Annotated in this window: 16 protein-coding genes and 2 pseudogenes; 4 read left to right on the forward strand and 14 right to left on the reverse strand. The window is 64.2% G+C overall.

The genetic code is table 11. The features are described 5' to 3' along the window. The 5 genes and pseudogenes from VE25_RS18995 to VE25_RS19015 all read right to left on the reverse strand — a co-directional run. Positions 1–574, reverse strand: a pseudogene (locus VE25_RS18995) (class I SAM-dependent methyltransferase); the annotation flags it as partial. Positions 575–660: 86 nt separating this feature from the next. Continuing rightward, entirely contained in the window at positions 661–1,059 is a 399-nt protein-coding gene (locus VE25_RS19000; RefSeq protein WP_046110247.1) for a DUF3085 domain-containing protein, read from the reverse strand. Positions 1,060–1,071: 12 nt separating this feature from the next. Continuing rightward, the gene (locus VE25_RS19005; protein ID WP_046110312.1) at positions 1,072–1,674 is read right to left on the reverse strand and encodes a DUF1419 domain-containing protein; all 603 of its coding nucleotides are present in this window, start codon (positions 1,672–1,674) and stop codon (positions 1,072–1,074) included. Between the two features lie 128 nt (positions 1,675–1,802). Beyond that, positions 1,803–2,783 (reverse strand): DUF3991 and toprim domain-containing protein, encoded by a 981-nt coding sequence (locus VE25_RS19010; RefSeq protein WP_083989059.1) that lies wholly within the window; start codon positions 2,781–2,783, stop codon positions 1,803–1,805. Positions 2,784–3,062: 279 nt separating this feature from the next. Continuing rightward, positions 3,063–3,248, reverse strand: a complete 186-nt coding sequence (locus VE25_RS19015) for a hypothetical protein (RefSeq protein ID WP_046110248.1) — start codon at positions 3,246–3,248, stop codon at positions 3,063–3,065. Between the two features lie 1,186 nt (positions 3,249–4,434). On the opposite strand from VE25_RS19015, the gene VE25_RS19025 reads away from it, so the two are divergent. Beyond that, complete coding sequence (locus VE25_RS19025) at positions 4,435–5,415, forward strand: sodium-dependent bicarbonate transport family permease (RefSeq protein WP_046110314.1); 981 nt, start codon at positions 4,435–4,437, stop codon at positions 5,413–5,415. A 5-nt stretch (positions 5,416–5,420) separates the two neighbouring features. After that, positions 5,421–5,732, forward strand: a complete 312-nt coding sequence (locus VE25_RS19030; protein ID WP_046110250.1) for a P-II family nitrogen regulator — start codon at positions 5,421–5,423, stop codon at positions 5,730–5,732. A 370-nt stretch (positions 5,733–6,102) separates the two neighbouring features. Here the strand turns inward: VE25_RS19030 and VE25_RS23040 are convergent, their stop codons facing one another. After that, complete coding sequence (locus VE25_RS23040; RefSeq protein ID WP_160300005.1) at positions 6,103–6,267, reverse strand: hypothetical protein; 165 nt, start codon at positions 6,265–6,267, stop codon at positions 6,103–6,105. 91 nt (positions 6,268–6,358) lie between these two features. Between VE25_RS23040 and VE25_RS22500 the strand changes: the two are divergent. Continuing rightward, positions 6,359–6,748, forward strand: a pseudogene (locus tag VE25_RS22500) (transposase); the annotation flags it as partial. A gap of 594 nt (positions 6,749–7,342) precedes the next feature. Here VE25_RS22500 and VE25_RS22505 read toward each other — a convergent pair. The 5 genes from VE25_RS22505 to pyrC all read right to left on the reverse strand — a co-directional run bounded on the left by VE25_RS22505 (position 7,343) and on the right by pyrC (position 14,155). Continuing rightward, positions 7,343–8,260, reverse strand: a complete 918-nt coding sequence (locus VE25_RS22505; RefSeq protein WP_244466981.1) for a DUF6671 family protein — start codon at positions 8,258–8,260, stop codon at positions 7,343–7,345. Positions 8,261–8,323: 63 nt separating this feature from the next. Further along, on the reverse strand, positions 8,324–10,249 hold the full coding sequence (cysC, locus tag VE25_RS19040; RefSeq protein ID WP_083989060.1) for an adenylyl-sulfate kinase: 1,926 nt from the start codon (positions 10,247–10,249) through the stop codon (positions 8,324–8,326). Then, positions 10,249–11,178, reverse strand: coding sequence for a sulfate adenylyltransferase subunit CysD (gene cysD, locus VE25_RS19045; protein ID WP_046110252.1), 930 nt, complete (start codon positions 11,176–11,178; stop codon positions 10,249–10,251). Before cysD ends, cysC begins: the two co-directional genes overlap by 1 nt. 162 nt (positions 11,179–11,340) lie before the next feature. Next, positions 11,341–13,062, reverse strand: a complete 1,722-nt coding sequence (gene ilvD, locus VE25_RS19050) for a dihydroxy-acid dehydratase (protein ID WP_046110253.1) — start codon at positions 13,060–13,062, stop codon at positions 11,341–11,343. Positions 13,063–13,099: 37 nt separating this feature from the next. Then, positions 13,100–14,155, reverse strand: a complete 1,056-nt coding sequence (gene pyrC, locus VE25_RS19055) for a dihydroorotase (protein ID WP_046110254.1) — start codon at positions 14,153–14,155, stop codon at positions 13,100–13,102. 172 nt (positions 14,156–14,327) lie between these two features. Here pyrC and nhaR point away from each other — a divergent pair, with 172 nt between their 5' ends. Further along, positions 14,328–15,242, forward strand: a complete 915-nt coding sequence (gene nhaR, locus VE25_RS19060) for a transcriptional activator NhaR (protein WP_210166890.1) — start codon at positions 14,328–14,330, stop codon at positions 15,240–15,242. A gap of 216 nt (positions 15,243–15,458) precedes the next feature. Here nhaR and VE25_RS19065 read toward each other — a convergent pair whose 3' ends face one another. The 3 genes from VE25_RS19065 to VE25_RS19075 all read right to left on the reverse strand — a co-directional run bounded on the left by VE25_RS19065 (position 15,459) and on the right by VE25_RS19075 (position 19,094). Continuing rightward, positions 15,459–15,974: a hypothetical protein gene (locus tag VE25_RS19065; RefSeq protein ID WP_046110256.1), complete on the reverse strand. Its 516-nt coding sequence runs from the start codon at positions 15,972–15,974 to the stop codon at positions 15,459–15,461. Between the two features lie 124 nt (positions 15,975–16,098). Continuing rightward, on the reverse strand, positions 16,099–16,584 hold the full coding sequence (locus VE25_RS22810) for an isocitrate/isopropylmalate family dehydrogenase (RefSeq protein ID WP_046110257.1): 486 nt from the start codon (positions 16,582–16,584) through the stop codon (positions 16,099–16,101). 89 nt (positions 16,585–16,673) lie between these two features. Beyond that, positions 16,674–19,094: a YbcC family protein gene (locus tag VE25_RS19075; protein WP_046110316.1), complete on the reverse strand. Its 2,421-nt coding sequence runs from the start codon at positions 19,092–19,094 to the stop codon at positions 16,674–16,676. Between the last annotated feature and the right edge of the window lie 2 nt (positions 19,095–19,096).

Below are 19,096 nucleotides of genomic sequence, written 5' to 3' on the forward strand. Positions count from 1 at the left end.
AGCGCGACCACGCCACGCCCTCCCGCTGGACCCCCGCCCAGATCGCCCGGATGATGTATTCGGGGGTGAAGTGCGCATACTGGGTGCAGCGCGAAAGCGAGGCGTAGTCGCCGGCATCGACCGTGCTTTCCAGCTCCGCGCCGATCTCTTCCCAGCCCTTGCGAAAGCCGTCCTCGCCCGGGCGACGAAACACGCCGTTGGCAAGCTCCGACGCGCCGAAGCCGGTGAACCGGATCAGTGCGGCCTGCTCGTCGACCGACGCCGGGCGCTGTTCATCGACGATCGAGGCGGCGAGCCGGATCGCCGCTACGTTGTCGCGTGCGCGCTCCCGCCAGGACCTGGCGAGGCCGCGCATGCCAGCGAGATGGAAGTTCTCGCCCTTCGGTGGTGCCCGACGCAATAGTTGACCATCCGCCGTGGCGGGCACGGCAGGCGCGGGAGAATGCGGGGCCGGGTCGTCATCGTCCGGATCGTCCGCCGGACTGTCGGAAAAGGCGGTCAGGCCAAGGCCGAGACCTGAGAAAAGTGCCGTATCGCCGAACAGGTCGAGCGTGAAGGGGTCGTCATGGGACATGGGATAATCTCCAGGTGTTATGGCGAGCGCGATCACGCGATCCGCGTTTGCGGCCGCGCGAAACGCTGACGGGCTGGTGGGATGGGCTAGCGGGCGATCAGCGACAGCGAGACGTCTGTCTCGGTCAGTTGCACGCGTAGATGCGTGCAGCGTGTGTTGCGATCGAACAGCGGGATCAGTGTTTCGGCGGCGAGGAACTCGATGCCGTCGTCACCGCCGAAATGGCGGCGCTTGTAGTGCCACCAGTCGGGATTGCCGACCGGGTGGCATTCATCCGAATAGACCACCAAGGGGCGCTCACCCTCAGCGAGCTTGCCGTTGGAGAGGAGATAGACCCCCTGGTCACCGACCAGCCAGAGTCCCGGCTTTTCATCCTTGCCGGGCTTGGTGCCGTAGTAGGGATTGCGAAATCCGCCATTGGCGGCGGCATCGGCTATGCCGCGCTCGATCACCTTGCGAACGCCGAGAATAGGGAATGTGAACATGACAGCCTCCGATCAGGCTGCAATCGCGACGGGCAGGCAGCGAAGATGGACCGGCAGCTTGGCGCTGATCTCGGCATCGGTGAGGTCGTCGAGCAGCTTCAGCACCGTGCCCTCAGCGCCACCGTAAACGGTGATGGTGCGAGCGCCCCGGTCACACTGTGGCCAGCGCTCACCCGCATAGCCACGATAGTCGGCATGGGTCGTGCTCCAGATGTGGTCGAGGCGTTCAGCGCGCGTCATGGCACGCACAGGGCGGGATTCGCGCTCGACGATCGCTTCGCGCATGCGCTCGGCCGAACCCCTAGACGACATATCGCAATAGGCGTGGAAGTAGCGGGGCCGCCCATCGATCGAGAGGGCGAAGAAGACGCTGGTGATCGAGCCGGTCATGAATTCGCTGAGCGCGAACATGTCGCCGCGCATCCAGAGCGGCGGCAGGAGCTCGAACATGTAGTCGTGCTCGGCCCGGCCGATCTCGAACCACTCTCCATCATAGAGCCGGCCGGTGAGGCGTGCCTTGCTCATCGGTGCGTGGCCGTGGCGGTCGAACATCTGGAACATCTGGGCACGCGTCGCGACGCCCTCGAAGACCTTGCGGAAGGAGGATTGGGTGATCATGGCGGCTCCTGTCGTCCGTCGGCATCAAGCGCGATCCTGTCCACCCGACCGAACCATCACCTTCATGCCTTCTCATCACCCCTTCGCGCGGCCGCCTCTCCGGTCCGGCGGGTCAAGGGCCGGCGCTAGCCGGGCGCAGCTTCCCTTGACGCGACGGCCGGGCATGCGGCAGCGATTCCGTTCTCCTTTCCCCTTCCATTCTCGGGTTTCCCTTCGCCGGTCCTTTTGAGATCGCTGTTCCAATCCTCTGTGAATGGCCTCAGCCGCTCGTACCGGCACCCGATCTCACTCACGATTCCCTGCAAACGACCGGCATAGATCTCGCCCTGTCGATCATTGTCTGTGGCCGCGGCGATCAATATGTCGGGACCCGCGGCTATCGCCCGGATCGCGGCATCGCTGGCGGGCGACCACCCGCCCCCGGTGCTGACGTAAAGGGTGTCGGTGCGCATGCCCTCGAGCGCGGCAAGGCTCATGGCGTCGATCGCCGCCTCGGTGACGCAGAACCGAAGCGCCGCTTCGTTGCCGAGGCGGAACAATTCCTTGGCTCCGCCGGTAGAGAAGCCGCGCCACCGCGGGCCGCGTTCTTCCCATCCGCTCAGCTGGCCGGCCCGGTCGACATGCGCCGTCCAGATGCTGCCGCTCGGACCCTCGCGCAGCAGGTCTTGAGCGATAGCGGCGTGCAGAATGGATATGGGGATCGCACGCTCATCCGCCAGATACCGCCAGGCGCGAGATCCGCTGGCCGGAGGTCGTCGGCGCCGCCATCGCTCCGTGCTCGAAAGTGGGGTGCTTGCGCGCTTCGGGCGGTTCCAGGACGGCGGTACCGGAACATAGCCGACGAGACCGCGAACCTGCTCGACGGCCGCCGGGAAGCCGATACCGGCCAGGTGACCGGCGAGGGTGAAGACGTCGCCCTTGGCATCCGAGAGTGGGTCGAACCAGCCCCTGCCGGCATGGATGACGATGATGATCTCGCCTTTCCCGCGTCGGTACTTCACGGCGCGCGCGGTGCTCTCCTTGACGTCTACCTTCCAGCCCTCGCGCTCGAGCACGGCCGCGCAGGGCACCTTGGCTCGCAATGTCTCGATTTCATGTTGCTCCATGGTCGATCACGCCGGCACCGCGGGGCGTCCGGCCCTTTCCTTGTCCAGATCTGTTTTTTTCTGCCTTTCCGGCAGGCCTCGAGGTCGGCCGCGAAGCCGGAAGCTTGCCACGGGCGCACCGGCTTGCCGGGGCAGCGTAGCCTCCCTTGCGGGCTTCCCGGCGCAAGCGGCAAAACCTCGTCCCGATGAGCGCTCATGGGCGTCCACCCACCGCCAAGGAAAGGACCGTGCGGCGCGCAACCCGGCCTTGACGGGCGCGTGGCGCGTGTGGAAGGCCGCTCAGTGGGCCGGCCGACCGCCCTGATAGGGATCGTACTCGAAGAGCCGCTCGATTTCGGCGTCGTCGAGTTCGTCGGCAGGCACGACGCCGTATTCGTCGTCGACCTTGAAGAGAATGACCGGCACCATCAGGGTGCGGGCGAGGTTCCAGGCATGGCTCTGTGCGAGGGAAAGATCGTGCGACATTTGAAGGGCTCCGTCCATGGGCGGGGCCGATCCCCGCTCTGGCGCCCGTCGGGTCCGGGGCCCGGCCGCAATCACCGCGAAGGCGAAGCCGCAGCGGCCGCACGCTCGCGTAGCGGACCCCTTGTGGGTTGATTGGAGGAGGACGGACCTGGACCAGGAAGCCAGCACAGCAAGCGGGGGCGGGCCTGCGCGTGGATGGATCCGCATCCAGTCGCATCCTTCCCGGTAGCAGAGAGCTGTTGGAGAGACTGGACTTATGGTCCCTTCATGATCGTCGCGGCGACCTACCCGTTCGTGTCACCGCTTAGGATCCGATTGAGGGCCTCGATGACGAAGTTCGCGATCGACAATCGACCGGACGACGTCGATATCCATCTCGGCGGACGGTTCGATCCGCGCCACCTCGGCAGCTACCTTTGCCCAATGGAGGAACCGGCCGTCGTCGATCGCGCGGGATCGTGCTGCAAGCCGTTGTGCCTCATAGTAGGCAGTCGGGCCGTGAAGGCGGACGAGGTGCCGGGCGTCCTCCCGCCATTGACGACGGATCACACGCCGTCTCTCCACCCATGCCAAAATCGCCCTCAGCATCTCAGAAGCACTCCCCCAACTTGCACGAGCCTCACTGCCCGCGTCAGGAATGGACGCCCGGAGGGTGAAGACCCGCGACGCGGGGCTTCAGCTTCGCCGACAGTCTGGTTCCGGAGGAAGACGCCCCGCCCCTCGAAAGATCTTGAAGTTCACGCTATCCTTGCCGGATGTGCAATGCATATGAGCAACACGTTCGCTGGGTCGAATATTGCCAGATTATGCAGGCGTTGGAGCTGGAGATTCCAACGCAACAGACAGAACTCGATCTGCCCCAGGCGGACGACATCAGGATCAACGACATGGGACCGGTCATACGTGCGGCCGGCAACATGATCGAACTCGCGCGGCGACGTCGCCAAGTCAGGCAGTCGAGTTTTCAGCTTGCCTGGCTGGCCTGCGATAGGAAGGATATAGCCGCATCAACTCTAGCAACATTTCCCGCGCCTAATGTCCATCGACCATGTCGCAACGACAGCACCAGCTTTCATGGCGTCATCAGCCCTCCATCAGGCGCGGCTTCTATACGGGCATATTCCTCGCGCTTTTCGCGCGTCCGGCTGGCCAGTTTAGCGCATCCAAGTTCTTAAGGGGCAGCTCATTGGACAACATCCTAGCATTGGCGGGAGCGAACCTGGTCTCGCCGATCATTCTCAGTTTCGTGCTCGGACTCGCGGCGGCTCTGGTCCGCTCCGATCTGAGCTTTCCAGAAGCGATTGCCAAAGGGCTGTCCCTTTATCTCCTGTTCGCAATTGGTTTCAAAGGTGGGGCGGGCGTTGCAGCCCACGGCGTGGATGCGCGACTAGTCGCAGCCCTGGTTTCAGGTGTGGCGCTTTCGCTGCTCTTGCCATTTGTCGCCTTTGCCCTGTTGCGCGCCCTCGCAAGAGTGTCCGTGGTCGATGCGGCGGCGGTGGCTGGGCATTACGGATCGATCTCCATCGTGACGTTCGTCGCAGCAAGTACGCTTCTGAGCGGGCGCGGTATCCCGGCCGAGGGCTTCATGGTTGCGGTGGCGGCGGCTATGGAAGCGCCGGCGATCCTGTCGGCCCTTTGGCTTGCAATGCGGCGTGGCGGCGGGAGCGAGCGGGTGGGCACTGAACTCTGGCGCGAAATCCTGCTCAATGGCTCGATTGTCCTTCTTCTTGGCGCTTTTGCCATCGGCTGGATCACAGGAGAGAAGGGACTGGCGGAGATCGAGAGCTTCATAGTCGAGCCATTCAAGGGCGTACTGTGCCTGTTCCTGCTCGATATGGGGCTAGTGGCCGGCAGGGGCCTGCGCGGCAGCCGCGGCGTGCTGTCGCCCGGCGTGGTCGCCTTCGGCATCCTGATGCCGCTTGTGGGCGCAGCACTCGGCCTTGCAGCCGGACTGGCTCTGGGGCTGTCCCTCGGCGGCGTGGTGCTCCTGATGGTGCTGGGAGCTTCGGCCTCCTACATCGCCGTGCCTGCGGCCATGCGGGTGGCGCTGCCGAAAGCCAATCCCGCCCTGTCGCTGACCCTGTCACTGGGGGTGACCTTTCCGTTCAACCTGACGATCGGTATTCCACTCTATATGATGCTGGCTACCGCCGTGGCCGGGAGCTGAAGACGATGAAGATGCACGAGGCCAAGCGGGTGGAGATCATCATCGAAGCGGTGATGGAGCGGCAGCTTACCAACGCGTTGAACGACGCCGGGGTGACCGGCTATACCGTGCTTCCAGTGAGCGGCGGTTCGGGGCGCTCGGGCCAATGGAATCGTGAAGGACAAGTAGGGCGGGCCGGTGGCATGGTCGCCGTCATCTGCCTGATCCGCCCCGAGCGGTTGGACCGCCTGCTCGAAGCCGCCTTTGCCGTAGTCGAGCAGCATATCGGGGTTGTGAGCGTATCCGATACGCAGGTGCTCCGGGCAGAGCGCTTCTGACCGGGCATATCCACGGTCAGAGGACCACCATGAATAACGCCCAAAGCACCACGGCAACTTCCGTCAGCCGCGCCCATAGCGGCAGGCCGGCATAGGTGGCTTGCGCTGCGACGGAGGCCTCCAACCGCAACTATGAGATAGGGCAGCGGAAGGAAAAGGACGGCGAGCGCAGGGGCCACCGGGATGAACCCGGCGGCGACAAGCCCTACTAGCGCGCTACCGGCGGCCAGTAGGCTGGCCGGGGTGCCTTAGAGCAGAGCAATTTCCCAGAATGCCCGCGCCAGGGAAGCTGGCCCGTCCACAGCGCGCAAATCGGCTACTCCGTCCTGGCGAGCTTCTCGGCCGCTCGCTCCGCGGGGCTGCCGGGCACTCAGCCCGTCGGCAGCGTCTGCGGCTCGAGAGTCATTCCGCGAGTTCGCCACAGCGACAGCAGGATGGAGCTTTCTATCAGCACCACGGTGATCACCAAGGCGAGCTCCGTGAGCACGAATTTCCCGCCGTAGAAGTAGTTGGCGATCATCTTGAAGCCGATCACCACCAGCACCAGAGAGCGCGTATTTGATATAGACGAAGCGCGGCACGACGCCCGCGAGTGGGAAGTAGAGCGCGCGGCGGCCCGGGATGGCGAACGCGTTCGACGTGTACCCGGCATCGGCGTGGTGACCGCAACCACCTTTACCACGGCGATTGAAGATCCTTCCAACTTCGCCAAGTCACGATCCGTAGGCGCGTGGATTGGTTTGACCACGCGGCGATATCAATCTGGCGAGGTCGACTATGACGGACATATCTCAAGACGTGGTGACGCCAATCTGCGAGCTCTTCTGTATGAGGCCGCGACCGTGATCTTGACGCGCACTCATGCGGAAAGCGAGTTGCGAACCTGGGGGCTCAAACTTCGTGAGAAACTCGGTTTCAAGCGAGCCGCTGTCGCCGTCGCTCGGAAGCTGGCGGTCATCATGCATGCCATGTTGAAATCAGGCGAACTGTTCAGTCGGACGACGGCTACAGCATAAATACTTACAGTTCGATTGCGCCGAGACGTCCCTGCCGGGACGTGAGCTGGCCCATTCCGAGAACAGGCGTTGCACCGTTAAGCTATCTTGGCGCGTGCGCTTCGTACAGTGGAAGGGCCGTTCCGTGGAGACCCATCATGCAGCGACATCATATCGACTGCGAAGACGACCGTGCTCCCGGCATACGACACTTCATGCGGCAAAAAGGGCTTGCATTATTGGGTGCGATTAGACGACGCCTGCCGGCGCCCGAAACTCAGGATATGCTTCCGTATCCGGACGGCGCCACCAGACACATGACCAACTCTCGCCGAGAGCCCGGAGTACCGCTGTCCCACGCCTCGCACGCAGCTGACCACGGCCTCCGCAGCAGATCCGTAATTCGCGATAGAGATCAGTCAGATCGCCGCTCTGGCCGAAGCTAGTGACGCCGAGGGCATGCACCGGATTGCGCTGCACGCTGCCGAGCCAGCGTGAAAGTCGATGCGCGACGGAGCATGGCCTATGCATCGTCCTGACATTCGCTGATAGGCGTTGTACAGCAAACGTGCGTACACATGAGAGAGACCCAGATTCCTTTAGAGGTCCATCAGATTAGGGATTGCATCCGTTGCACTGCCCGGGATCTGCTGTGGGATGATCTCCCACGGAGCGCTCGATGCGGTGCCCGCATGCCGCGCAGCTCGAGACCTCCGCCTTGATAACCTGGGTCGGTTCGCCACACCATTCGCACGGCAGGCCGGGGATACGCTCGGTGACGTCATATCCGGGATAGGCACAAGCAGGGCAACGGCTTTTAAAGCGGCGAACGAGATCGCGGGTGGCGCGCTCAATGGCCTCCATCCTGGTTGGATTGAGATGGGCACGCATGTCGGTTTCGATGAAGGCTGCGCCGCAGAGCGCTACGACGTCGCGGACGGCGCGGTCGAGAACGTCTGCAGCGACAATGCCCTTGCACAGCGCAATGTCCGGTGCTGGTTGATGGCCGCGGCAGCCCATCACGATCAGACCCTGCTCGGGAAAGCGCATGAGTTCGGCGAACGCCAAGGCTGCAACAGGGCCGTCGACGATGCGGTGGGCGAAGTGAGTCTCGATGGTTGCATCGTGGCCCGTAATCTCGAGCCCCGTCGGCCGGTCGACAAGCAGCACGAGCTCGCGCCCGAGCGGGGCGAACGGAATCCATGGGTGTGGCCCGAAGCTGCCCTCGCTTGCGACAGCCACACTGGCATGCGGTTCAAGCTCGAAGGCCGCGGCGATCTTGGCGCGCGCAGCGTCGAGCTGCGTGCCGGTCCGCTCAATCTCTCGGGTGAAGGTCCCGAATCGGTCGGTATCGAAGGCCTGTGGCACAACGCAATCGAGCCCAAGCGCCTCGGCAAGCAAAGGGGCGATCACGCGTTCCTTGCCATGCATGGTGGCGATCACTGCCCGTTCGCCGGCCAGCCGGAAAGCGTCGCCATCGACAGGATTGAGAAGCGAGTGGCCTGGGGCATTTCGGAGATCGGAGATCGGCATGGGGCGTGACTCTACGTCGGTTCGTGGATGGGTACGGCGGATTGGGACATTCTCGGAAGCGCGTTAGTTGTCGGACACCTTGAGAGTGCGGCCGAGCTCCAGAAGACGGAGGACGCGATCCGCCAGGGCCTCGGCTGGCACGTCGTGAGAAGCGAGGCGCAGTTCCGGCGCCTCAGGCGCCTCGTAAGGCGCATCGATGCCGGGGACGTGGGTGGTTTTTCCAGCCCAGGCCTTCGCATAAAGTCCCTTAGGATCGCGCGCTTCCACCACCGTCAGCGGCGCGTCGACAAATATCTCATAGAATGGATGGCTGCCGGCGATCTCACGCGCGAGCGCCCGGTCGCGCGCATAGGGTGAAATCGCGCAGACCAGCACAACAAGCCCGGCATCGGCCATTAACTTCGCCACCTCGGCCATGCGGCGGATGTTCTCGACCCGATCCGCCTCGGTGAAGCCCAGATCGCGATTGAGCCCGTGGCGGACATTGTCGCCGTCCAGCACAGATGGATGGAAGCCGGCGGCCATCAGCTTGCGGTCGATGATGTTCGCAATCGTAGACTTGCCAGCCCCCGACAGTCCGGTGAACCACAGGATCGCCGGGCGCTGCCCCTTCGCCGCGGCACGCGCATCGGGAGCGGTATCGAAGGGTTGCCAAGGGATATTGCCCGCACGCCGCAGCGCGAAGTCGATCATCCCGGCACCCACCGTGGCATGGGTGAAGCGGTCGACCAGCACGAAGCCGCCCATGTCGCGGCTTTCGGCATAAGGGTCGAAGGCCACTGGGCGATCGGCGGCGAGGTTCACGACCGCGAGTTCGTTCATTGCGAGCTGACGGGCAGCCAGATGCGCACGCGTGTCGATGTCGATCCGATGCTTCAGCGCCGTGATGCTCGCCGGCACTTCGTCTGTGCCGAGCCGCATCTGGTACTGGCGGCCAGGGATCATCGGCACCTCGCCCAACCACAGCAGATGCGCCTGAAATTGATCCGCGATAGCGGGCGGCCCGTCGGCCGCAGCCAGCACGTCGCCACGGCTTACGTCCACTTCGCGGTCGAGCACCAGCGTGACCGACTGCCCGGCGACGGCCTGACCGGGGTCACATTCCTGGATGATGCGCGTGACGACGGCACGCGCATCGGAGCGCGCCACCATCAACGCGTCTCCCGGCCGCAGCCGGCCGCCGACGATCCGTCCGGAGTAGCCGCGAAAATCCTGGCCGGCGCGACTGACCCACTGCACCGGCATGCGGAACGGTCCGATCTCCAACGCATCGTCGACGTCGACCGACTCGAGCCATTCAATGATCGTAGGGCCGTCGAACCAGGGCATCGCGGCCGAGCCGGTCAGCACATTGTCGCCCTTGAGCGCCGAGACCGGGACGGCAACCGCGTCGGTTAAGCCGAGCGCTGCCGCGAGCTCGGCAATCTCGGCCGCGTGCCGGTCGAACGCAGTGCGGTCGAAGCCAACCAGATCCATCTTGTTCACCGCCACGGCGACGTTGCGGATGCCCATCAAGGCGAGGATATGAGCATGACGTCGCGTCTGGGTGAGGACGCCCTTACGCGCGTCGATCAGCAGCAGGGCAGTATCCGCCTGCGATGCGCCGGTAGCCATGTTGCGCGTATATTGCTCGTGGCCCGGGCAGTCCGCGACGACAAACTTGCGCTTGTCGGTCTCAAAGAAGCGCCAGGCGACGTCGATGGTGATGCCCTGTTCGCGCTCGGACATGAGCCCGTCGAGCAGCAGCGCGAAGTCGAGATCGCCCACCGGCACACGGCCTTTGCTGTCATTGAACAGGCGCGCAAGCTGGTCCTCGTAGACGCAGTCGGCATCGTAGAGGATTCGCCCGAGCAGCGTGGATTTGCCATCATCGACGCTGCCGCACGTCAACAGGCGAAGCTGCGACTTGGCTTGCTCGGCGGCGATGACGCGGGCGATGATGGCGTCCGGGCTTTCCTCTTCCGGCATCTGACGAGGCGTGTCGCGCATCAGAAATATCCTTCCTGTTTCTTGCGCTCCATCGATCCGGGCTGGTCGTGGTCGATCAAGCGTCCCTGGCGTTCGCTCGCACGGGTTGAGCGCATCTCAAGCAGGATCTCGGCGAGCGTGGCGGCGGTGCTTTCAATTGCCCCGGTATAGGGATAGCAGCCGATCGAGCGGAAGCGGACGGATCGCAATTCAGGCTGTTCGCCGGGCTCAAGAGGCATGCGGCCGTCGTCCACCATGATCCAGGTGTCCTGGCGGCGGACGACGGGCCGGAGCTTCGCGAAGTAAAGGGGGACGAGGGGAATGCCTTCGATCCAGATATAGGTCCAGACGTCACGCTCGGTCCAATTGGACAGCGGAAACACGCGCATCGATTCGCCGGGAGCAAGATGGGTGTTCCAAGCATGCCAGAACTCCGGCCGCTGGGCCTTGGGCTCCCAGCGCTGGGCCGGATTGCGGTGTGAGAAGATACGTTCCTTGGCGCGCGACTTCTCCTCGTCGCGTCGGGCACCGCCGATCGCAGCATCAAAGCCCCAGCGGCGCATCGCCTGCTTCAGGCCCTCGGTCTTGGTCGCATGGTTGTAGACCGCCGAAGAGGCGGTGAACGGCGTGATGCCGGCCTGCGCTGCTTCCTCATTCGTGTGAATCAGGAGTTCGAACCCAAGGCGAGCGGCGGTGCTGTCGCGGTGGGCGATCATTTCCCGGAACTTCCATCCGGTATCGACATGCAGCACCGGGAAGGGCAGCGGTGCCGGGGCGAATGCCTTTTGCGCCAGATGCAGCAGGAGCGAACTGTCCTTGCCGATCGAGTACAGCACGACTGGTCGTCGAAAACAGGCGGCAACCTCGCGGATAATGGCGACGGACTCGGCTTCGAGCCGACGAATGTGCGAGAATCGTGCATCAAGTCGGCTGGGAGCTTCGACTGTCATATCAGCATGGTCCTCCAACTCTCAACTTGTGCGGCGGCAGAGGAGATGGCGGCTTCTTGAGCTTCCAAGTGCCCCTTGCAGAGACGTCGCGCGCGGTCAGGTCGATACGAGACGGAGCGCGCAAGCCGCGAATAACCGCGGGCATTCAGCTTCGCCCGGCATTCAAATGTCGGCATAGCAGTGCGTCTCCGCGGCGGACCCAGGGTGGGTGACCGCGCCTTTCGAGGCGGGCCCCACGGTCTGCGCAAATTTCCATAGTGCCCCCGATTGAAAGTTGTGGTGACGCGGTCGCCACTTCTTGCGCCGAACCTCCAGCTCTTCGGCCGAGAGCTCCACATCGAGCGTACCCACCTCGGCATCGATGGCGATGATGTCACCGTCCTTCAGCAATGCGATCGGGCCGCCAACGGCCGCTTCCGGATCGACATGCCCAATGCAGAAGCCGCGCGTGGCGCCGGAGAAGCGCCCGTCGGTGACGAGCGCCACCTTGTCGCCCATTCCCTGGCCGTAAACGGCTGCCGTGGTCGCCAGCATCTCACGCATGCCGGGGCCGCCCTTCGGCCCTTCGTAGCGGATGACGATGACCTCCCCCGGCTTGTACCCCCGCTTCTGCACCGCATCGAAGGCTGCCTCCTCGGAGTCGAAACACCGCGCCGGTCCGCGGAACTTGCGGTTCGCCAAACCAGCCACCTTGACGATCGCGCCCTCGGGCGCGAGCGTGCCGCGCAATCCGATTACGCCGCCGGTGGGCGTAATCGGGTCGGAGATCGGGCGCACGATGTCCTGGTCGGTCGGGAAGACCGCATCGGCCAGGTTCTCACTAAGCGTGCGGCCAGTTACCGTAATGCAGTCGCCGTGCAGGTAGCCGCCGTCAAGCAGCACCTTCAGGAGCACCGGCACGCCGCCGATCTCGAACAGATCCTTGGCAAGGTAGCGCCCGCCGGGTTTGAGGTCGGCGATATAGGGCGTGCGCTTGAAGATCTCGGCGACCGCATGCAGATCGAAGTCGATACCCGCCTCGTGGGCGATTGCCGGCAAGTGCAGCGCCGCGTTGGTCGACCCCCCTGAGGCGGCCACCACGGTGGCGGCGTTCTCCAATGCCTTGCGGGTAACTATGTCGCGCGGCCTGAGATCGCGCGCCAGCAGGTTCATCACGGCTTTGCCGGACGCTTGAGCGAAAGAGTCGCGACTCTCGTAAGGCGCCGGCGTGCCGGCCGACCCCGGCAGCGCAAGCCCAAGCGCCTCGGAGACGCAAGCCATCGTATTGGCTGTGAACTGGCCGCCGCAGGAGCCGGCGGACGGGCAAGCGACGCATTCCAGCGCGTGCAGCTCGTCGGCGGAAACCTGGCCAGCCTGATAGCCGCCCACCGCCTCGTAGACGTCCTGCACGGTGACGTCCTTGCCGCGAAACCGCCCCGGCAGGATCGTTCCGCCGTACAAGAACACGCTCGGCACGTTGAGGCGCACCATCGCCATCATCATGCCGGGCAGCGATTTGTCGCAGCCGGCAAGCCCAACCAGCGCGTCGTAGCAATGGCCGCGCATGGTGAGCTCGATCGAATCGGCGATCACGTCCCGGCTCACCAGCGACGACTTCATGCCCTGGTGGCCCATGGCGATGCCGTCGGTCACGGTGATGGTGGTGAATTCGCGCGGCGTGCCGCCGGCCGCCTTGACGCCTAGCTTGGCTGCCTGCGCCTGGCGGCTGAGCGCAATGTTGCACGGCGCCGCCTCGTTCCAGCAGGTGGCGACGCCGACAAAGGGTTGTGCGATCTCCTTTTCGGTCAGCCCCATGGCGTAGAGGAACGAACGATGCGGCGCCCGCTCGGGACCAACGGTTGTGTGGCGGCTCGGCAGCTTGGATTTGTCGAAGCGATGTGTCATGGGTCGGCCTCGGTTCGTGAGCAGGGAACGGTTTCTTTCAGTCCGGCGGCGCAAGGAGGCGCCAACGAACCACCCCGTCCGGGCAGAACACCCGCACCTGGTCCTTATCTCCAACCGGCAGGGTTTCGGGGGGATGCCACGGCGACTGAGCGAGTGTGACCGTGCCGGAGTTGGGCGGCAGACCGTAAAATCGTGCACCGTTGAGAGACGCGAACGCCTCAAGCCGATTCAGCACCGCTTCTTCCTCGAAAACCTGAGCGTACAATTCGAGCGCAACCGGGGCTGTAGAGATGCCGGCGCAGCCGCAGGCCGATTCCTTGTCCCGGACCAGGTGAGGCGCCGAATCCGTGCCGAGGAAGAACCGGGGATTGCCGGAGGTCGCCGCTGCCCGCAAGGCCAGACGGTGGCGCTCCCGCTTGGCTACCGGCAAACAGTACATGTGCGGCCGGATGCCGCCTGCGAACATCGCATTGCGATTGATCATGAGATGATGAACCGTAATGGTGGCGCCGATGGGACCCTCGGCATCCTGCACGTAATCCACGGCTTCGGCGGTCGTGATGTGCTCGAAAACGATCCGCAGCGCAGGGAAGTCGGACCGGAGCCGGGTTAGCACGCTGTCTATGAACGCCTTCTCCCTGTCGAAGACGTCAACTTCACTGCCAACTACCTCGCCATGGACCAGGAGCGGAATGCCTAGGGCCTGCATCCTCTCCAAGACCGGGTAGACCCGACCGACGTCCGTTACCCCAGCGGCGGAGTTCGTCGTGCTGCGCGCCGGGTACATTTTGACCGCGGTGAACACCCCCTCGGCGAAACCCTGGGCAACGTCTGCGGGATCGGTCTCATCGGTGAGAAAGCATGTCATCAGTGGCGCGAACGTCCAGCCCGGAGGCGTTGCTCTGCGGATCCGATCGCGATATGCCGCAGCCTGGCTCGCCGTCCTCACCGGGGAATCGAGGTTGGGCATGACGATGGCGCGCGCAAATGTGCGCGCCGTCCACGGCAACGCCATGCGCAGCATATCGCTGTCGCGGAGGTGTACGTGCCAGTCATCGGGTCGAGTGAGGTTTATCTCATTTACCGGAGTAATTTCGTCTCCTTTCCGCGCCTAAGGCGCACCTGCGGTGGTGTCTGCAGTTCCGCCGGCGTGACCTCTCGAATCTTGAGGCGGTGCGGAACGTAAGCTTGATCTAGCCTCGAAAAAAGCAGATTATCCGGCAGGATTTATTCGAAAAAATCTGCGAACAGGACGGTCCCCTGTGTTGAATTACAAGCAGTTGCATTATTTCTGGAAGGTTGCAAAAACAGGCAGCATCGCGCGCGCCGCCGAACAGCTGCGCCTCGCGCCACAGACGATCAGCGCCCAGATCGGCACACTGGAGGAAGCACTCGGAACAGAGCTGTTCCGCCGCGTCGGACGACGGTTGGAGCTGACCGCGACAGGGCAGCTGACCCTGTCCTACGCCGATGAGATCTTTCAGATCGGAAGAGAGCTGGAAGAAACCGTGCGCAACCGCCCGGGCCGCGGCGCCATGTTGTTTCGCGTAGGGGTGGCGGACTTCGTTCCGAAGTCGATCGCATACCGCCTGCTTGCTCCGGCTCTGGATGGTACCGAGAGCGTGCGGCTGATCTGCCGGGAGGACAAGCTGGAACGGCTGTTCGCCGAACTCGCTATTCACAAGGTGGATCTTGTGCTTGCCGACCGACCGCTGCCCTCCGAGCTAGGCGTGAAAGGCTACAGCCATGCTCTCGGACGCACACCTATTGCCTTCTATGCCGTACCTGGGCTTGCCAGGCGCTGTCGGGAGAACTTCCCCCAATCCCTGGACGGTGCCCCCATGCTGATCCCAAGCGAAGGTGCGACCGTGCGGGAGGCGCTCACGCGTTGGTTCAGCAAACATCAGATCGAACCACGCATCGTAGGCGAGTTCGACGACACCGCGCTGATGAAGGCCTTCGGCAAGGCGGGCACAGGCGTTTTCCCAGCACCGGCGGTGCTGGCCGAAGAGATCAGAGGCCAGTACAATACCGAGATCATCGATTGTGCCGACGGCGTCGCCGCAATGTATTATGCCATATCGATTGAACGCAAGCTGACCCACCCGGCTGTGGTGGCGATCAGCGAAGCAGCGAAGAAGGATCTGGTCATCGACGACAGAGACTTCGCCTCATCTTGAGCGGGGCCGCCCGGCGTAATCGCCAGCGCGAACGTGAGCCCCATGGGCTCATGCGCGGCGTGCGCTTTTTCGGTAGGATTGGTACACCTTCGGTTTTCGACCGCGACGCTCGCATCGTGCGCCGCGGCCACTCCCGCCGCAGCAGAGCGGCGACGCACCAGCATCATGCTGGCTACCCCGTCGAGTGCCATGGCAGCAACATTCCGCGCCGCACGCTCACTTACGCGGGTGAGTTGCTGTCTCCAGGTAGTCCGACGGCAAGGAAATCCTTCCCGTCTCCCCTTCCTGCCAGAGCGAAGGCATTACGCACGACGGGCGATGCCGCCGCAGTTCGTGCATTTCGGATTGTACTTCAGATACGGGCAGGTCGTCGAGGAATACAGGGATGAATCGTCGCCGTGCCGCGTTCTCAGCGTCGGCTATCGACTGCTCCAGTAGCGTTTCCAGGAGCGGGAGACGCACCACCCGCTCGGAATCCAACCAGCATAGCGTCCAGACACCACCGAGACTGACGGACTCGCGGACCTTGCCAAACCCGGCAGCCGTCTTCGGAGCTTTTTCGTTCAACTCGGCGACCATCTCTGCTGCCATGCCAGGGTCAAGCCAGATTCCGATCAAAGGCTCGGCGCGCGAGGCTGCTCGCTTTCTGTGGTGAAACGCCAGAAATGCGGAGATGTCCTCACATGCGCGAGCCAAGTCCGCAGGGCGGTGAACAACTGCAAACATGCTCATGCCACACCTCGATATGTAAAAAGCCGCTTCGCGATCAAACGGCGGAACCAAGGGCCGTCAGCCAAACCGCCCCTGACAATATGGAACGCTTCGCGCTCTAAAGCCGTGAGATGAGAAAGGCTCATCATTGGCCCTGACCCAAGGAGAATGCCGCCTCACCGTCGAAGGTGAAGAGTTGCTCCGTCTTCACGGAATCAACCCCAGCGTGGGCCAAGTTGCGCAGCAGATCCACGATCAAGGCCTTATTGAACTGCCGGCCCGGCTTCATCATAAACAGGCAGCGCCAGGGGTCGGTGCAGAACGTCTCGGGCAAACCCTCCGGCCAGACCTTCACGCCTCCGCCCTGTGGCGTAGCAATAGGCGCTTTGTAAAACACCTTCGTCCGGCGCAGGCTATTCCAGGCGTCGCCGGTAACCCCCGCTGTGTTGCCAGCCAGATAAAGCTTCTCAGCGATGTCAATCGTCTCGACGGCCAATCGAGCGCCGGCGGCCTGCAGCACTTTCAGGCTGGCGTCCATGATCTCCGGGCCGATGCCGTCGCTAGAGGCGACGGTGATGGGGACGATACTGCCTTCCGTCTTTTTCGCTGCCTTGGACTTTACATTGCTCATGACTTCCTCCTGAGTAAATCTAGTTAGATTTCCTGCAAGGCGTTGCGCAAGCCTCCGACTTGAGAGCAGCGGCCACCCCTGCCATGAGTTCAGCCCACTGCTTCGAGGCGCAGTTGCGGGTCGCAACCGGCCTGCATAGCCTCCCATTCGAGATCGCCGGCGTAGCGCCAAGCCACGCGGCCTGCCTCATCAAGAGCGAAGAGATGCAGCCAGCGATTGTCGAACAGGGCGCGGACCTCATCGTGCCGCTTCAGGATACCTGTCATCGCTTCCTGCGGCGCCTCGATGCAGACGGACAGGCGTAACGGATCGTGGACCAGCCTCTCTCCATCGTGCACCGATTGCCAGGGCAGGCCCGGCCGCAGCAGACCGCCATTGCCCTCGACGACGCCGATGCCGCCGGTGACATTGTGCAGGAGCTTGTTGCCCGCGCCGAACACCTCTGGCGCCACGGTCGAACCGTAGTATTGCAGGCTGATCCAGCTCGCTACCACCACGGGTGCCGTCATGATCAGCTCGAGCACGCCGAACCCATCGTCCCTCTTCCAGTCGTAGTCGTGGAGGAAGGCCCGGCCCTCAAGGTTCTTGCCCGCAGTGCGGGCCCGCGGCGCGGCGATGAAGGCGCGGCAGCCGGCGAGTGCCCATTCGGGGCGCACCTCGGCCCAGTTGCGACTGCGGTGCGGGACTTCTGCCTCGCGCTTCGCCCGCGGCAGGCGCAGCGCCCTTTCGGTCCGCGTGACCTTTCCCGCCGCGGCGAGCCAGGCGCATGCCCGCTCGAGATCCCCCTCATGAGCCGCCGAAGGATGATCCTGCTCGTAGAGGACGACGGCATCGGTGGTCGTGTCGTGTAGCGCGCCGACGAACAGCGTGTCTCGGGGGATGTTGATGCCCCTCTCCACAAGCTGGCGTCGCACCTCCGCATCGTTCAGGAGCGCTGCGAGCAGCCGGGCATTCACTTCGCCGGAATAGCCGCCGCAGGCCCCGCAGTGCAGCGCGCTGGCGTGCGGGTTGTTCACAACGTTGGCGCCATGGCCGGTGAGGAGGACGAGGCGCGCGAAGTCCCGGGTCAGCGACATCGCCCGTAGGACCTTGTCCGCCGCCTCGGCGCGGGCCTCGATGTCAAGGGCCGGGTCGAGCCGTGGCGCAGGATCATCCGGCCGCGGAGCCGATTCGAACCCGAGGGCGTCGCGCAGTAGCTTCAGGATGTAGATCGGCCCCGTCGCCTCGACGAAGGCAAACGAGGAGACGGCGGCGAGCTTGAAGCGGCCCCAGGCCCTCTTCGCGCGCTTGCTGAACCGCATCGCTAGATCGGCTTTCGCGAGCTCGGGACCGCCCGAGACGCTCGTGACGGCTGCGTTGAGCAGAACCGGCAGCCGGTGCTCGCGCACGTCGGACGCGAACTGCCGATGCTCCGTCGCGATCCCGAAGAAGCCGGCAAAGCCTGACGTGCGGATTGCCGGATCCACCGCCTCGAGCGCCCGGCGGAAACGCTCCGAGCGCACGTCGATGCAGAAGAACGCTTGGAGCGCCGGACGCAAGTCTGTCGCCGTGGGCGCTGGATCGCCAAGCACTGCGGAAAGCGCTCGCTGGTCCGCGCGCTCCGCGGCCTCCTGCAGGATCGCGTCGACCGCTAGCTCGGGTGTCGGTGTATCCGGCGCAGCGTAGTCGGCCCGCGCGCTCTCCCAATCGCCCACGATCTCCTGCGCGTAGCGGGCGAACAAGGCGTCCTCCCAGATCAGGCGAATGGCGAGCAAGTCCCTGAGGGTTGTGTCGGACTCGCCGCGGAGCTCCGCCTGCCACAACTGGTAGCGGGCGTATTGCGACCATCCTCCAAGGGTCATGAGCAGCCGGTGAAAATACGTCTCGAGCGCCTCATGCTCGAGGCCGAGACGCTCGACGGCCCGGACAAGCACCTCCTCGGCGCGCTCTGGCGCGTTCACGACATGGCTCGCGAAACCCGTGAGCCCGACGATCTCGGGCGTCAAGTCCCGGCTCGCAACAGCACGCCAAGCGGGATACGCGCCCTTGCCGCGAGGCGCAGCCCACAGGGCTTGGCCCTCATCGAAATAGCCCGCGGCCCATGTCCCGAACCGCTCGGCAATCAGGCCCGGCCAGTCGATTCCCGAGGCGCGCGCCGCTAGATCGGCCACAGTAGGGATCGCTTGTGGAGTCGACGCAGGTGTCTCGGCAGCCACCTTCAGCGCAGCCAAATCCGAGGGGCGACAATTCGGTGGCGCCACCGCAAACGCGGCGGCGAGGTCTTCATCCGTGATTGTGCCCACCTCGATGCGTTCCCGATACCAGGTGCGCGGCATCGTGACGGCCGCCCCGGCAACGCGCCCGAGCCGGGCGCCGGCCTCGGCCAGGCTGCGGTGCGCCTGCCCGAGGAACGGGTTGACCGCGACGCTCGAGCTCAGTGGCCAGACCGGCGGGATCGCCCGCGCCGCGGCATCGACAGCATTGGACAGCTTGTCGCGACAGAGCGGGACCGGCCGGGATTGCATATTCATCA

The sequence above is a fragment of the Devosia geojensis genome (assembly GCF_000969415.1).
Classification (GTDB): Bacteria; Pseudomonadota; Alphaproteobacteria; order Rhizobiales; family Devosiaceae; genus Devosia; species Devosia geojensis.

Coding starts and splice junctions, on each gene's coding strand:
- VE25_RS19000 (WP_046110247.1), bottom strand. CDS start 1,059: ATGTTCACATTCCCTATTCTCGGCGTTCGCAAGGTGATCGAGCGCGGC.
- VE25_RS19010 (WP_083989059.1), bottom strand. CDS start 2,783: ATGGAGCAACATGAAATCGAGACATTGCGAGCCAAGGTGCCCTGCGCG.
- VE25_RS19015 (WP_046110248.1), bottom strand. CDS start 3,248: ATGTCGCACGATCTTTCCCTCGCACAGAGCCATGCCTGGAACCTCGCC.
- VE25_RS19030 (WP_046110250.1), top strand. CDS start 5,421: ATGAAGATGCACGAGGCCAAGCGGGTGGAGATCATCATCGAAGCGGTG.
- VE25_RS22505 (WP_244466981.1), bottom strand. CDS start 8,260: ATGCCGATCTCCGATCTCCGAAATGCCCCAGGCCACTCGCTTCTCAAT.
- cysC (WP_083989060.1), bottom strand. CDS start 10,249: ATGCGCGACACGCCTCGTCAGATGCCGGAAGAGGAAAGCCCGGACGCC.
- cysD (WP_046110252.1), bottom strand. CDS start 11,178: ATGACAGTCGAAGCTCCCAGCCGACTTGATGCACGATTCTCGCACATT.
- ilvD (WP_046110253.1), bottom strand. CDS start 13,062: ATGACACATCGCTTCGACAAATCCAAGCTGCCGAGCCGCCACACAACC.
- VE25_RS19065 (WP_046110256.1), bottom strand. CDS start 15,974: ATGAGCATGTTTGCAGTTGTTCACCGCCCTGCGGACTTGGCTCGCGCA.
- VE25_RS22810 (WP_046110257.1), bottom strand. CDS start 16,584: ATGAGCAATGTAAAGTCCAAGGCAGCGAAAAAGACGGAAGGCAGTATC.
- VE25_RS19075 (WP_046110316.1), bottom strand. CDS start 19,094: ATGAATATGCAATCCCGGCCGGTCCCGCTCTGTCGCGACAAGCTGTCC.